At 55.8% G+C, this 15,064-nt stretch carries 13 protein-coding genes; 3 read left to right on the top strand and 10 right to left on the bottom strand.

Annotation, left to right across the window (positions count from 1 at the left end; translation table 11 throughout):
* Positions 1-28 precede the first annotated feature (28 nt).
* Positions 29-262, top strand: coding sequence for a hypothetical protein (locus H8B13_RS17595; protein ID WP_187312128.1), 234 nt, complete (start codon positions 29-31; stop codon positions 260-262).
* Between the two features lie 128 nt (positions 263-390).
* Entirely contained in the window at positions 391-906 is a 516-nt protein-coding gene (locus H8B13_RS17590) for a GNAT family N-acetyltransferase (protein ID WP_187312127.1), read from the top strand.
* A gap of 87 nt (positions 907-993) precedes the next feature.
* On the opposite strand, the gene H8B13_RS17585 is transcribed toward H8B13_RS17590, so the two are convergent.
* The 9 genes from H8B13_RS17585 to H8B13_RS17545 all read right to left on the bottom strand — a co-directional run bounded on the left by H8B13_RS17585 (position 994) and on the right by H8B13_RS17545 (position 10,898).
* The gene (locus tag H8B13_RS17585; RefSeq protein ID WP_187312126.1) at positions 994-1,296 is read right to left on the bottom strand and encodes a DUF4286 family protein; all 303 of its coding nucleotides are present in this window, start codon (positions 1,294-1,296) and stop codon (positions 994-996) included.
* A 58-nt stretch (positions 1,297-1,354) separates the two neighbouring features.
* Entirely contained in the window at positions 1,355-1,804 is a 450-nt protein-coding gene (locus tag H8B13_RS17580; protein ID WP_187312125.1) for a DUF6526 family protein, read from the bottom strand.
* A 117-nt stretch (positions 1,805-1,921) separates the two neighbouring features.
* Complete coding sequence (locus tag H8B13_RS17575; RefSeq protein ID WP_187312124.1) at positions 1,922-2,308, bottom strand: hypothetical protein; 387 nt, start codon at positions 2,306-2,308, stop codon at positions 1,922-1,924.
* A 64-nt stretch (positions 2,309-2,372) separates the two neighbouring features.
* Positions 2,373-3,638 carry an MFS transporter gene (locus tag H8B13_RS17570; protein ID WP_187312123.1) on the bottom strand — a complete coding sequence of 422 codons (1,266 nt, stop codon included), beginning with the start codon at positions 3,636-3,638 and terminating at the stop codon, positions 2,373-2,375.
* 120 nt (positions 3,639-3,758) lie between these two features.
* Positions 3,759-4,679, bottom strand: a complete 921-nt coding sequence (locus tag H8B13_RS17565; RefSeq protein ID WP_187312122.1) for a cation diffusion facilitator family transporter — start codon at positions 4,677-4,679, stop codon at positions 3,759-3,761.
* Between the two features lie 18 nt (positions 4,680-4,697).
* Positions 4,698-7,154, bottom strand: coding sequence for a TonB-dependent receptor (locus tag H8B13_RS17560; RefSeq protein WP_187312121.1), 2,457 nt, complete (start codon positions 7,152-7,154; stop codon positions 4,698-4,700).
* 268 nt (positions 7,155-7,422) lie between these two features.
* Complete coding sequence (locus tag H8B13_RS17555; protein ID WP_187312120.1) at positions 7,423-7,989, bottom strand: hypothetical protein; 567 nt, start codon at positions 7,987-7,989, stop codon at positions 7,423-7,425.
* Between the two features lie 39 nt (positions 7,990-8,028).
* On the bottom strand, positions 8,029-10,428 hold the full coding sequence (locus H8B13_RS17550) for a TonB-dependent receptor (protein WP_187312119.1): 2,400 nt from the start codon (positions 10,426-10,428) through the stop codon (positions 8,029-8,031).
* A 125-nt stretch (positions 10,429-10,553) separates the two neighbouring features.
* Positions 10,554-10,898 carry a hypothetical protein gene (locus H8B13_RS17545; protein ID WP_187312118.1) on the bottom strand — a complete coding sequence of 115 codons (345 nt, stop codon included), beginning with the start codon at positions 10,896-10,898 and terminating at the stop codon, positions 10,554-10,556.
* Positions 10,899-11,298: 400 nt separating this feature from the next.
* On the opposite strand from H8B13_RS17545, the gene H8B13_RS17540 reads away from it, so the two are divergent.
* A complete protein-coding gene (locus H8B13_RS17540; RefSeq protein WP_187312117.1) occupies positions 11,299-11,742 on the top strand; it encodes a hypothetical protein in 444 nt (147 codons plus the stop codon).
* 318 nt (positions 11,743-12,060) lie between these two features.
* Here the strand turns inward: H8B13_RS17540 and H8B13_RS17535 are convergent, their stop codons facing one another.
* Positions 12,061-14,688: an endo-1,4-beta-xylanase gene (locus H8B13_RS17535; RefSeq protein ID WP_187312116.1), complete on the bottom strand. Its 2,628-nt coding sequence runs from the start codon at positions 14,686-14,688 to the stop codon at positions 12,061-12,063.
* Positions 14,689-15,064: the final 376 nt, after the last annotated feature.

Here is a 15,064-nt window from a genome sequence, read left to right as displayed (position 1 = left end):
CCCAATTGCCCGCCTTATTCGGCTGTTTATGAAGAAAACGCTTGTGCTTGGTCTGTTGGCCGGCGCTTCCCTGACCCTATCCGTGACCTCGTGCAAGAATCCGGATTATAAGAACATGGACGAGAATGTGGCTGTAAAGCCCCTGCCGCCCATTCCCGCCGCTGCCGACACTACCGGCGGCAAGCCCGACTCCAATGTGCCCCGCGAGATAAACGCCGCCAACGCAACGGAGGACATCAAGAAAATGCAGCCTCAGATGTAATTGAGTGCTTTCGCAGCATAGATTACACAATGAGCAATAGCCGATTTGGTGCTATTGCTCATTGTGCTTTTCGGCTCTTATTCACATAGAGCTTACGTAAGTATCCCGAACCTTTTACCTCTCATCTGATGACGACCATCCGCCGCGGCACTCGCGCCGATTTGCCCCAAGTGCTGGCCCTTATTCAGGAACTGGCCGTGTATGAGCGCGCCCCTCACGAGGTAACTAATACCCTGGCCGACATGGAGCGCGACGGTTTCGGCCCTGACCCCATCTTCAAGTTTTTTGTAGCCGAAAAAGCACCCCAGCAGATTGTAGGTTTGGCTTTGTACTACACGGCCTACTCTACCTGGAAGGGTCGAATGCTGTTCTTGGAAGACTTGGTGGTAACGGAAGAAGTGCGTGGTACGGGCCTCGGCAAGCTGCTTTTCGACGCGGTAGTAGCTGAAGCGCGGGCAATTGGCGCGCACCGTATGAAATGGCAGGTGCTTGAGTGGAATGAGCCCGCTATCGGTTTCTATAAAAAAATTGGGGCCAACCTCGACCCGGAATGGCACAACGGTAACCTCAGCGCCGAACAGCTACAAGCTTACATCTGCGCTCCTGCTGCCGAAGCGGCTGTACTAAATGCCCCCCAGAGCTAATAAAAAGAAGTATTCATCTTCAACCCTACAAAAAAGCGCCGTTTCAACCCTGGAACGGCGCTTTTTTGTAGGGTTGAAGATGATAAGTTATTCCATTACCTCCAGTACCGTGCGGAAAGAAACGTACTGACCGGGAAAGCGGATTTCGAGGTCGGTGCGCAGGCCGGGGGCAGCTACGCGCTGATATTCTTCGAGCTGCTCCAGGCTGTGGCAGTAGTACTGCGCGGCGTAAGTGACGCCGCCTTCTTCTTCATCGAGGAGGCGGCAAAGCTGACTGCGAACAAAAAAACCAGTGGCCATCACCTCCGGTATGTGGGTGTCGCGCATAAAAGCCAGCCATTCGTCCGCTATTTCTGGTTCGATGCTGCTTGTTACGTTGTAAAGAATCATGATGTAAACGGTTGATTGTTAAATGGTCAGGCAGCCATTTGATCGGTGTAAGCTTTCCTCACACCCGCATAGGATCGAAGTGAAAGTCCTGAATACGAGCCTGAATAGTTTTGGGGGGCAAATTTTCGCTGATTGTGGCCTGCACCAAGCTAGCTAGCTCGGCATCGCCGGCAAAGCGCAACGACAGAATTTGCTTCAGCGAAAGCCGGTCTTCCAGAGGCCGCAGACTCTGGCCCGTGACCTCAAAATACCGCTGCCGCACCTCTAGCCGAATCAGGCGGTCCTGCAAAGTAAGGGCATAATGCTGACGTAGCATGAGCAGGACTCCCGCCCCTATAACGGCGAGGGCCATGAGGGAAAACCAGAGTCGCGAAAGATCTGAGTCGTTGCCGGCTACCTCAGCATAGCGTCGGCCAGTGTAAAAGGCCATAATAAGGGCCGCCGGCAGCAGGATGAAATGGTGCAACGGGTAATAACGAGGGGTGTTTTTGGTTGGTTGATCAGCCATTGATATGGAATGAAGTGTGAAGGTGTGAACATAAAAAACTCCAGCCGATGGGCTGGAGTTTTTAAGAGTAAAGGCATCTAAACTGCTTGTATAATGTGGCGGCTTAGGTACAAGTGCTTATGAGCGCTTGCGTTCCGCTTTCAAGCGAAGTCTTTCGGCTTTGAGCTCTGCCTGCCGTGCTTTTTCGCGTTGCTTGGTGGCTTTCAGATCAAGTTCTTGGCCCTCTATCTGCTTTTTCTGCGCCCGACGATTAGCTTGCATCTCGTCCTCCTGACGATCCATCTCTTTTTTCTGCTTGCGCATGTCGTCGCGCTGATTGTCTATCGCGTCGGCAGTCTTTTCGCGTTCCTTGCGTTGCTCCTTCAGAGCCTGCTCATTGGTTTTCAACGCGTCTTGCTGTTGCTGAATCCGCACTTGGGCAGAATCAACGGTGGTTTGAGCCTGGGCTGTATGGCTCACTAAAGCGATGCCAACCAGGGTAAGAATACTCAGTAACTTTTTCATAATAGGTCGGGCTTGCCGCTGTTTAGCCTGAAACGCTACGGAGCAGCCGAATGTTACCGATTGCTTAGGAAACTTCCAGATAATCAAGGTCTTTGCCGTAGCTCTCAGGCAAGGTGCTCACGCTCCAGAAAGCAATCAGCAACGATACCACTCCCAGCACAGCAGCGCTACCAATAAGCCCCAGTGGGCCAGTGAGTAACTGAAACGTGGGGGCGAGGATTATTACGGAGCCGCGGGCGAAGTTGGGAGCCGTAGTAGCTACCGTCGCCCGCAGATTAGTGCCGAACTGCTCAGCCGCCACGGTCACAAATAAAGCCCAGAAGCCCACGGATAAGCCCAGCACAAAACACACCGCATAAAAAGTAGTGGTGCTAGCGCCGCGCAAGCCAAACAAGTAGGCCGCCACCATGAGCCCGCAGAAAACCAGGAATACCTGCAACGCACGGTTGCGACTACGCCAAATCTGACTGAGGCCGCCGCTGGCAAAATCACCGAATACCAGCCCAAAATAGCACCAGAACACCGCCAGACCAGCCGTTACCTCGCCCTGCACGCCCAACTCCCGACCAAACTCTGGAGCCAGCGTTATCAGAATGCCGACCACAAACCACAGCGGCACCCCAATAAGCAGACACTTGATGTATTTGGCCAGGCGCGGGCCGTTGGTGAATAAGTCCAGAAATCGGCCGCGAACGGCTTCACTACGCTTGGCCTGCTCAAACATGCCTGATTCGTAGACGCTTACGCGCAATAATAGCAACGCCAGCCCAAGCCCACCGCCGATAAAATAGGCGTTGCGCCAGCCAAACCGCTCGCCCACCCAGTAAGCCAGCATGGCCCCCGACACGCCTACCGTAGCCACTATCATGGTACCATAGCCACGTTTTTCTTTGGGCAGACTTTCAGCCACTAGCGTAATTCCGGCGCCTAATTCTCCAGCCAAGCCGATGCCCGCAATAAGTCGCAGCCAGGCATACTGGTCGATAGTTTGCACGAAACCGTTAGCAATGTTGGCTAGCGAGTACAGCAGAATAGATCCGAACAGAACCGAAATCCGGCCGCGCTTATCACCCAGAACGCCCCACAAAATCCCCCCCAGCAGCATGCCGCCCATCTGCATATTGATCAGGTAAAGCCCCTGACTAGTAACGGCAGCCTGATCGGTTACGCCCAGCGCATTCAGGCTTTGCACGCGCACAATACTGAACAGAATCAGATCATAAATGTCCACGAAGTAGCCCAGAGCTGCCACAATTACCACGGCGCTGAACACAGAAGTGTGTTTCGTTTCGGGGGGCAAAATGGGGGCTGGGGCAGCGGGATTGCTCATATACGGAGGGGGTGGGTGGTTTTGCGGAGGACAGGTGGGGTGAAGGTGGAGATTTTTTGGCAAAAAAGCCCCCCAGAAGCGTTACAAAGCGCTACTATGTGCTAGTTGCTGCGTCCGAAGCTATTCCTCACAGCCACCGTGGCTTCCTGCTACCGGTACGGTATCTTCTACCTGCACCGTGCAATGGCTGATGCCAAACTGGGCCTGTAGCCTCGCCTGCAGCTCCTGCAAGAAGGCGTTGTTGGTGCCACCGGAGCGTACGATATGAGCCGTAAGGGCGGAATCGCGGGTGCTCAGGGACCACACGTGCAGGTCATGAACTTGCGTAACGCCGGGGCGGGCCAGCAAAAACTGACGCACAGCGGCTATATCAATACCCGGCGGGACGGCGTGCAAGCTGAGCTGGACGGTTTCGCGTAGCAGCCCCCACGAGCTGTACGCAATCAAGCCCAAAATACCGAAGCTGATTAGCGCATCGAGCCGCAGCCAACCCGTCCAGAGCACCAAGCCGCCCCCAACCACTACGCCCGCCGATACCAGCGCGTCGGTGAGCATGTGCAAGTAAGCGCCGCGCACGTTTACATCGCCCTGCTGCCCCCGCCGAAACAACCAGGCTGTGAAGCCGTTGACCAGTATTCCGATTCCCGCCAGCAACATCACAATGCGGCCATCAACCGGGGCAGGGTGAAGCATGTGGTCGATGGCATCCCAGAGAATAATGCCGAGCGCCGCGTACAGCAGGGCGGCATTCAGCAATGCAGCCTGAATAGTGGCACTTTTCAGCCCATACGTATACCGTTCGGAAGCAGGCTGACGAGCCAAACGAGTTGCGCCCCAGGCCAGCGCTAAGCTCAGCACATCGCTCAGGTTGTGGCCCGCGTCGGAAAGTAGTGCCGAGGAATTCGCCCACAGGCCACCCGCCGCCTCCGCCACCACAAAAACCATATTCAGCCCAATGCCCACGACAAACGCCCGGCCATAATCGCCCTCGGCGGGGCCGTGATGATGGTGGTCGTGACCGTGGTGGTGAGCGTGCGCCATGGTTCAGTATAGCTGTTTCTACTTAAACACCAGCGGCACCACTAGCTTCACGCTCACATTTCGGCCCATATTAAATACGCCCGTGCGACCATTGGTAGGATTGAAGGCTGCGTATTTCAACCGGCTCAAATGGCTTTGGTAGCCAACGTCGAAGAGGTTGGTGCCCGTTAAGTAGATAGAAAACAGTGTTTTGGCCTGCGAGTTCACCACATCGGCTCCAATACCAGCGTTAACCAGCATGTAGCCAGGCGTGCGGGTTTCGGTGCCAAAAGCGGAGAAGAAGCGATTTTGGGGAAACGTGTGCTCAATGCCAGCGCGGGCGTACAGGTTGGCTAAGTGAGTGCCCGCTTTGTTGAAGTTTACACGCAACTCCGATTGGAGCCGGTCGGCGGGGATGAAGGGCAGGTAGCGCAGGCTGTCGGGCTGGTTTAGCTCCTGAGCGCGCACCATCGAGAAGCTGTTTTCAAAGTGCAGCCAGTCGAGCGGGTGAGGGTGAATATCGATGGTAAATTCGCCCCCCAGCAGGCGGGCGTCGCCCTGACCATACACGAAAACGGGGTCGCCGTCAGTGGAAAGCGAATCGGTACCGGTGGTGCCGGGCAGGCGGCGGGGGAATATGTAGTTTTGAATCTGGTTGCGGAAGGCGTCGATTCGCAGGCCTACGTGCTCAGTTTCGTAGCTGGCGCCCGCATCGAGCTGGAAGCTGGTTTCGGCCTTCAGTGCCGGGTTTCCAATTTCGTAGCGAATGGTGCCCTCATGAATGCCGTTGGAGCCCAGTTCGGCAATATTGGGCGCCCGGAAGCCACGGGCCACGTTGGCCTTCAGCACGAGCTTTTCGGAAGCCTCAAAAGAGGCCCCCACGCTGCCCGATACGTTCCGGAAAGTGCTCACAAAACCCGGGAACTTCATTTCTCCTGTCGGCGCAGGCACGGGCTGTTCTTCCTCATCAAGGAAAAGATTATCGGCCTCAATGCGGCGCCAGTCGTAGCGCAGTCCACCGCTCAAATCGAGCTTGCCGAAGGTTTTCTTGGTGACGGCAAATGCACCGGCGTCATAGAGCTGATAAGCCGGAATTAGGAATTCGACGCCCTTATTCACGTTTTCCTGCCGCATTCCGCTGGTACCAATGGTGGTGTTCCAGCCATTTATTTCGGGCAAAAAGTAGCGCAAACTGTAGTCCACGGTGCGGAGTTGAAAAAACAGCGACTCCTCATAGTAGTCGGCGGGATTGCCAAACTCGCGGCGCAGGTTTTGCTGCCAGCCCACATTCAACGTAATGCGGCTGCGGTCGAGAATAAAATTATTCTCGGTGCCGATGCGCAAGTGGTTGATCTGCTGGCGAGGTACGTGCAGGGTGTAAGTGCGCAGGGCGTCCTCGCTTTGGGGTTCACCAATTATTTCCCCAAAATTGCCCCCCACAACTGGTTTTAGGAACTGCCCCGTGATGGTGTCCCGGTCGCCTTCTACCAGACCCACAATCTGATTGAACGTGCTAAGCGTGAGGTGCGAATAGCCCCAGCTTTTATTCAAGCCAATGTAGCCGTTGCCGTTTAGCTCGCGAAAGCCCGAGTTGAACACGCGCCCATCATAAGGGTTGTGGTAGTTGCTGGCTACTTTGCCGCTATTGCGGGCCATCCAGTTGAAGCCGTTCAGGTTGCCGGCATTCATCACGGAGTAGCCTAATAAATTGTTATTGGTCTGGTAGTTAGTGGCTACTGAACCGATGATTTTGCCTTCTTCCACCGGATCGGGGGCTACAAAGTTGACGACGCCGGCCAAGCCATCGGAGCCGTAGAGCAGGCTGCCGGGGCCCTTGATAACCTCGGCCCGGTCGATACCGGCTTCGTCTATCTCGATGCCGTGCTCGTCGCCCCACTGCTGGCCTTCCTGGCGGGCGCCGTTGTTCAATGTTATGACCCGATTAGCGCCCAAGCCTCGAATAATGGGTTTGCTAATGCCCACGCCGGTCGTGATTTGGGAGAGGCCAGGCGTGTGCGCTATGGCATCAATTACGTTGGTGGCCGCTGCCTGATTCAACTGGTTACGATTTACGACGGTAGTTGGAATTGGCGAGCGGCGCATTTCCGTGCTTGCCGATACGCCCGTGACTACAACCTGCCCGATTTCGGTAGCCGCCGGAACAAGCGCAATGTCCAGTGACTGACCAGCGCCGGTGTCGACGGTGCGCACCACGGTGGTATAGCCCAAGCTGCGCACCTGCATCAGAAAACGCCCTTTGGGCAGGTTTGTGAAGCGAAAAGCGCCATCGGGACCCGTTGCCGTAACTCGTCTAAGATCGGGAAAGAGGATGGTGGCCGATGGCAGCGGCTCGCCGGTGGCCTGGTCGACCACGCGCCCTGTAATAGGCGCGGCGAGGGTGCGACTGGCAGATGAGGCCGGCGAGGAAGATGGTTTTTGGGCAAAAATGCCCCCCGACAGCAGTAATAGCCCAGCGGTCAGAATGATACGCGTCATAAAAATAGATTCAGAAAGCAAAGTAACACGAAGCTTCCGCTTGGTGAGCCGTTCGGATTATGGAACCGTACGCGAACTTTTGGTTTGCGTCTAGTTGCGGTCGTTTTTTGCGCTACATCGCGCCGCAAATGATTGCCAGATAAGAGCCTGGGACTACACAAGAAAACACCGATCAGTGACCGGTGTCTTCTCCAGATTCTCCAAAACCAAACCAGGAGAAAATAGTGGGAGGCCGTTTGCAGCCGACCTCCCTATGCCTGAAATTCCTTTAGCGCACGGCCGTGGGGAAATTTACTTCCACATCGGTATCGCCGGGCGTGGGGGTGCCGTCCTTGCCTTCGGGTTGGTGACGCAATACCACGCGCAGACTGCCGGTGGTGCCAGTTGCGTTGGCAGCGCCTGTCACCACTTGCGTTTGGAGGCCGATAGGTAAGTTTTTGGCGTCGCGGTCGGTGATGGTAACAGTCACGTTGGTGCCAGTGGGCGTGAACACGAAGAGGTGCTCGTCGCTCTCGTCCTGAATCTCGGCAGTGATGTCCTCAGCAGGGTTTTTTGTTTCGTCCAATAAGGTCAGGCGGCCGGTGTAGGTAGTATTGGGCGCTAATGTCAGGTTGCCGATGGTGGGGGCAGTGCCACCGTCGCCATCTGGGTCGCGGTATTCCACCGTCACGGGCGTGCCGGTGCCGGTAGTAGGAGTCAGCACATAGCGCACGGTCGTGATTTGCTCGTTGCTCTCGTCCGGCGTTGGGCCGTCGTTGTCGTCGTCGCAGGAAACAAAGAAAGGTGCCGCCACAAGTAGGCCGATCAGCGATTTATTAAACAGATTGTTTTTCATGAACCAAGATTTTAAAAGGGTTGAAGTGAGTTTAAGACTTTAGAATTGAGCCTCAGGGGGCTTTTTGCTGAACTCCAGCGGCACCCGCAGGCGCAGCGTCACGTTGCGGCCCATCTCGGCGGTGAAGTAGCGGAAACGGTTGAGGTAGTCGCGGTAGGTTTGGTTGAGGAGGTTGGAACCGGCCAGGCTCACATCCAGCGGTAAGTCGCCGAGCTGCACCGTCGTCCCGATTTCGGCCCCCAGCAGCACGTAGCCGGCGGGCGGCAGTGCGTAGTCGAGCACTTCGGTGGGCACGCGAGTCTGGCGGGCCACGCCGTAAGCACCAACCTGGGCGTAGCGTTGGCTGAAGCGGCTGCCCGTCTGCGGGCGCCAGTCGTGGCGCAGACTTAACTCAGCCCGGTCGGCGGGGGTGAAGATGAGGTAGTCATCGAGGCGCTGATCGCGGGCCCGCACTACGGCGGCTTTGCCGGCCAGCTGCCACTGCGGCGTGAGGGCGTAGCTGCCCGACGCATCAATACCCCGGTACAGGGCATCAGTCTGTTGAAACAGAAACGTGGCCACCACGCCCCGAATATTGAGCGGGGGCGGCAGCACCGGCACTTGGTAGATGTAGTTCTGAATGTATGTCTGGTACACGCTCACCTCGCCGTTGAAGCGGGGGTTATCGTGCCAGTTAGCCGTCAGGCCGGTGTGCCAGGCCGTTTCGGGGCCCAGGGGCGGTACTCCACTGGGTCGATCTACGTCGTAGCCGATATCGAAGCGACCGTTGTGCACGCCGTTGCTGAAGCGCTCATTGGCAGCCGGGGCCCGGCGCGTGAGGCTACCAGTGGCGCTCAGCGTCAGGTGCGGATCGGCCTCAAAAATGCCCCCCAGCGAGGCCGCCGGCGTGGTGTACTGAAATTGGTCGGTGGCCACGTAGAAATTGCCGGAGTTGCCGATGGCCCGTTGGGTTTCCAGATCGCGGCGGTCGAGGCGCAGACCGGCTTCGAGCTGCCATTGCTTGTGGCGCCAGCGCTCAATCAGAAAAATGCCCCCCACCTTATTGGTATAGAAGGGAATGAAGGGCCGGCCATCGTAGCGGTTGCTTTGATACGTGCCGCTCAGCCCCACGCTGCCCGTAAGATTGCCGAGCGGTTTATGCTCCCAGACCAGATCGGCAGTGGTGGTCCGGTTGGTATAGCTCAGCTCGGGACGGTCGAGGCGGGCGCGGTTGTCGTTGCGGGGACGGTAGCGGTCATACTCGTCGCGCACGTCGGTCTGGTGGGCCAGCGTAGTAGTGAGGCGGCCCGCCGTGCCCGTGCGTACAAAGCCCGAGAGCTTCAGCAAATCGTGGCGCACCTGCTGGTAAGGGCGCTCAATATCGTAGGAGAAATCCTGCGGTACCAGTGGGCGCCCTCGCCCCACGGCCAGGTCGAAATCAGATTGATTACCCAGGTGAGAATCCGGCAAAATACCCAGCTTGGTATTGAACTGACTGAAGAACACCTCGGCACCGTAAGTGGCTTTGCGCCAGCCCACGGCCCCCGAAAAGTCGTATTCCGCGAAGGCCGAATTCGGGATAACGTACTCGGGGGCGCGTGCCGTGCCGGCCCTTTTGGCTGTGCCCTGCACCCGCCAGCTCAGGGCCGGCAGCCGGCGCGCGTTGCCCTCCACCATCCCTGAAATGGCCCCCATACCATTGTTGCTCATGCCCAACAGGTGCAACTCAGCACCCGTGCCCGCGGAGTCGCGCAGGGACTTAGGCTGCACCAGCACCACGCCCCCGATGGCATCGGAGCCGTAGCGTACGCTGGCCGCGCCCTTCACTACTGTGAGTTGGGAAGCAATAAACGGGTCAATTTCAGGGCCGTGCTCCTGGCCCCACTGCTGTCCTTCCTGGCGTACGCCGTTGTTTAGAATCGTCACGCGGTTGGAGTGCAGGCCATGAATCAGGGGCTTGAAAATGCTGGGACCGGTTTGAATGGCCGTCACGCCGCTTACTTTTTGCAAAGCTTCGCCCAGACTTTGCCCGCGCGTTTGCTGTAGTTCGCGGCCCGTGATGGTGCCGGTAGCCTGAGGCAACTGTTCAGCCACGCGGGTGCCCTGTACCAGTGCCACGCGCAAAGCCACGGCCGATGGATGCAGCTTAAAATCTCGAATCACAGCGCCGTTCACACGCACTTCCAGCGTTTCGGGCTCGTAGCCCAAAAAGCTGACTTGCAGACGATAAACGCCGGGACAAACGTGCAAATGGTAGTTGCCGCTGGCATCGGAAGCCACCACGTCTTCGGTATCGAGCAGGCGAATGGTGGCTCCAGGTAAGGGTTGGCGCGACTCGTGGTCGGTCAGGCGGCCACTCAAGGAGAGCATGCAGCCGGATTGCGCCCACACAGTCTGCGGGCCACTGAGTAGCCACAGCAGCGCCAGCAGCCGGAAGCGGCTTGGCAGTAGAAAAAGCATAAAAAGGGAAACCGGGATGAACTGAACCGGCAGCCGCGTACCTACCAAATCGCGTGGCGGGAAAATGCAGGGGCAGATTTGCCCCTGGGGGCAAATTCATCGGAAATGCGGCTGGAACAAAGGGGCTATACTCGGCTGGGCGGACCGCGCAGCCGCGCCACCTCTACACTATGGTGCGCCTCAGCCAAAATGCCCCCCACAGCCTCCATAGGGGCGTAAAATACCACGAATGGCAATTCCAGCGGCGCTGGCGCCTGGAAGGGGATGTGGTAGAAATGATCGACCTGGCAGTGCTGGTGCTGAACCGTCAGCAGGGCTTTGGCCTGCGACTTATCAATGCGAGTGGCCTGCGCCGATTCCGCCAGCGTGTGCTCGTGTTGGTGCAGCGCCAGTATCCACGCGTCGGGCAGCAGCACCCGCGTAAAGCAGAGCAGAAGCAGGAGAGCCAGACGGGAACGCAAAGTCCGCATTTGCAACAATGTGTCAGAAACAGTTAGGCAAAAGTACGTGGAAAATGGTAAGTAGTTGATAAACCACTCAATTAACTAGTTGCCGACAGCCAGAAGTCGCCCGAAATAAATGATTAGCATAGCGCCAACCAACTTGAATTCGGGGTTACAGAATGAGCCAATCTGAATGTAAACTGTCTTCTGTTTTTTAGACGAATTAAAGAATTTAATGAGGCAGGCCTTATTACGCTATGGCTGAAACTACTATCCAGGTCAAGTTTATAAATTATATATTTTGACTTAATCCATAAATTAATAAGCTATTACATTGTTAAGGGCAAATTACTGGCAAGCAATTCGCTACTTATAATCGTTGCTTTGCTTTTAGCATTTTAAGAAGCTTCTGGTTTTTACTTCCAAGATGATACTTGCTCAAATCGATTGTCTGCGAGTGCAGTACGATGAATCATTATGTCTGCTGCGCTACCAATGGTGCGGTGGCAGCCCGTTGCACAGCTTTGCTCAGGCCATGAACTACTTAGCTGAGTTGGTACAATCTCGCCAGATTAAGCGGGTGCTCGTGGACATGAACGGATTGCCCGACCTGAGTATGAAAGAGCAGATTTGGGTGGGCGTTAACTGGTTTCCGAGGGTAGCAGCTCAATCAGTGCAGCAAGTGGCTGTGGTAGTGCCTGCGGCAGCCACTTATAACCAGATGGTAGTGGAGAGCTTATTAGGACTTGGTCATCATATTGCCCGCTTCGACGTGCAGTTTTTTGCCGACCCAAGCTCGGCCCTGGATTGGTTGACCAACTCGCCCATCCATATGCTGGCGTTGATGGCAGAATGGCAATCGGCCTCCTAAAAAGCCCCCCAGCTACCTACACAACAAAAGCATAACCTGGCGGCAACATTCAGGGCACAACAACTGCCGACCTTTGTAGTATAAAGACATATAATCCACCCACTTACCACCCACACTATGAAAACACTGTCCGCACGACTACTGCGCCGCGTTGTGGCTGCCTTACGTCCCGCTTCCAAAAAACCAGCCCCAGGAAGCGCTGATGCACTATTTGTATAGCTGATTCGTCATTAGTAGGTTACAAATATGGAGAATATAAAAAAGGGCAGCTGAATTCAGCCGCCCTTTTTACTGTGATACTGTTTCAGAAGTCAGCAATTATTTTGCAATCATCAACCGTATGGTTTCCACTTTACCATTGGTGAGCAGGCGGCCAGTGTAGACGCCCTCGGGCAAAGAACTGCCGTCCAATGAAATCTCATATTCTCTGCCAGCCTCGGCTCGGCCGTTGAAGGGAGTGGCCACAAGTTGCCCAAACGGATTGTACACTTGTAGCTGCACCTGCCCCGATTCGGTGGAGCGGAAGCGCAGGGTGGTACGCCCACTGAATGGATTGGGATAAGCTTCAAACAAGCGAATGAGCTTTTCTGCTACTGACGTCAAATCGGTATTCGTACCAACACTACAATCGCCAAGTCTCACCAGACCTTTGGAGTAAGTTAACAGGGCAGGAACGGCATTTTTAGCCACGCAAACTACCTTGCCATTGAGGCATACCAGCACTTTTGCAGCGTTTGGGTTATTGCTGCACCGTACGTCCAGCACCGTTATTGTCACCTGCTGCGTCGCCGTGCACCCCGCTTCGTTGGTGATAGTTACAACGAACGTATAAACGCCGGCCGTTGAAGCCGTGAATATGGGGTTGGCGATGGTTGTGCTGTTCAGGCCAGCCGGTCCGCTCCAAGTGTAGCTCACACCACCAGCGGCCGTGAGCGTCACGCTCTGCGGGCCGTAGCCCAAGTAAAGATTGGTCGGTACGCCGCCCGTGTAGGTATTATTGGCTGGCGTCACGAGCAGTTCCGGGGCCGTAAACACCGGATTGATGGTCAGGTTCGTGCGGTTAGCATTGCCTAGTACGCTGGGGTTGCTGCTCGTCACCCTGATGCGGTAGCGCGTGCCTTCGGGCGTGTTAGCCGGAATAGTGGCCGCCACAGCGTAGCTGCCCGCCGCTGAGGCTGTAACCGAACCAATAGCCGTGGGGTTAGCAAAGCTGCCGGTAGCATCGGAAAGCTCCGCTGTAAACGCCTGGTTAGCCGCGACTACGCCCGCAACGCTGAACGGCACCGACAGCGTGCTGCCCCCGCAAAAAGTAGGGGCAGACAGGGTTGTAGCCGTGGTAATAGTGGATAAGCTGGTGCTTTGCACATACTCCCGCAGCCACTTCAGGGCTGGCCGCTCGGCACCATTCTCAAAGGCAATGTACGCGCCCTGGGCCGTGCGCCAGTGCCCCGGCCGGTAGCCCCACAGCGTAATGCCCTTCACGGCGGGGTACTCGTAGAATAATGGAAACACCCGCTGGTATTCAGCTAGCTGCACATCATCCTGAAGGCCATCCACATCAAACTCTGTAACGTAAAGCGGCAAGCCTGTGGTAGCTAGCAAGTTAAGGTTGCTTACTTGCGTGGCCACCGGAATTCCGCGAGTGGAGAAAGCGTGGCCCTGAATACCAATCGCATCAATCAGGCTTTGTTGCTTGAGCAAGTTAATAATGCCCAGGTAGCGCTGGGTGTTGCTGGTCACATTCACAACGCTGTAGTCATTGATCATCAGCGGCGTATTAGGGAAATACTCGCGGGCTAGCTTGAAGGAATTTATCACCCAATCCCAACCAGTAGCGCCATTGCCACCCAGAGCCTCAATGTAGTTGCCACTGCCCTGATCGGTGGGGCTGCGCTTCAGGGGCGGGTCGTTAGTGGGCTCGTTTACTACTTCCAGGAAGGCAATATCGGGGTAGCGCTGGGCCACGGCCGCAAACCACTCCTTTATTTCCTCCAGTTGTTCGGCGGGGGGCAAATTTTCAATCCAAGCGGGCTGTTGGTTGCCCCACACCAGCACGTGCATCCGAAACGGGACATTCTGACTCTTGGCCTGATTGTAGGCCAAGTCGAGGCCAGTCCAGTTCATCACATCCCGCGTGGCTTCCACGCTGCCCCATTTGCCGTCGTTCTCCGACACCACTTGGTTCCAGTACTTGTCGAAGTTAACGCCCTGAGAATTGCTGAAGGCTCCGCCAACAAACTTCGGTTTGCCGGTAGCAATGGGAGGGCCGGGCGGCACAAAAGGTGGCGGTGGGGGCGTAGTGGAGCCCTGCTGCCCATTATCCAGGTTGCCAACCGTGAAAAACACGCCTGAGGCGCCAAATACGAATTTGTCGATGTCCAGCCCGTTTTCCCGGCTACCGATTTCAAAGGTCTGGGTCAGGTTATTCGCGGGCACCGTGAACGTGCCGCCCCCAAAGGCCGACATCCGGAACCATCTCCACGTGTTGTTGGCTCCCCCAGGACCGCCGGCGGACACAATATCCGAAATGGTGGTGTAGCCGCCGCCTGCCAAGCCGTTTGCGTTTGTCCAGCGGTTGGTTTCGAAGGCCGATCGGGTACCAAAGGAGTTAGCTATATAATAGCTGTCATCGTCGAAGCCGCCAGCACCCACGCGCACTCGGGCGTACAGGTCATAGACGCCAGCACCGGGAAACGTAACCGTATAGGAAAGCACCCTGTTGTCGGCATTAGGACTCTGAGTTACGCCATTGAGCGTGACGAAATTGCCTACCACGCGAATAAAACCGGTTGTGCCTTCGGTATTGAAAGTAATGGCTGCCGGAGCACTAGCATCGCGAAGTGTACCAGCTTCAGCTTGCAAAGTTACTGGGGCATTCTGGCCATATACGGCCAGATTAAGAAAGAAAGCTGTAAGAAGAAAGCTTAAGCGTCGAAGTGTCGTCATATTGGTTTGCTTGGGTAGGAAGTGAATGACTATCAGATGGTAGTGAAGATGAATGTTGTCCACTGATGGCAAGAAAGTTATATCGAACTACGCTGCCGTAATCGTTTTAGTAGGGCACCATTTTTAGATAAACTATGCAAGCGATTGTGATAGGAAAATGCAATCGGTTGTGGTAGCTGCATGAGCTCAAAAGCACAAAATTTTGTTGCTGTGAGCGCGATATAGGTTCGGCTGTGCATGACATGTTAGCAATCGAGGTAGCCACGCTTGATGACGTTAAATACCAATGCTTACTAAACAGTTGCTAGACTTAGTGCAGCTTATTATAACCAAAACCTGAAGGTGGGAGAGGTGCCAAACTGGCAGCTACAGGTAG

It is taken from the genome of Hymenobacter sp. BT188, from assembly GCF_014333585.1.
GTDB lineage: Bacteria > Bacteroidota > Bacteroidia > Cytophagales > Hymenobacteraceae > Hymenobacter.
Note: the sequence above shows the minus strand (reverse complement) of the source record. Positions and strands in the feature narration are given on the sequence as shown.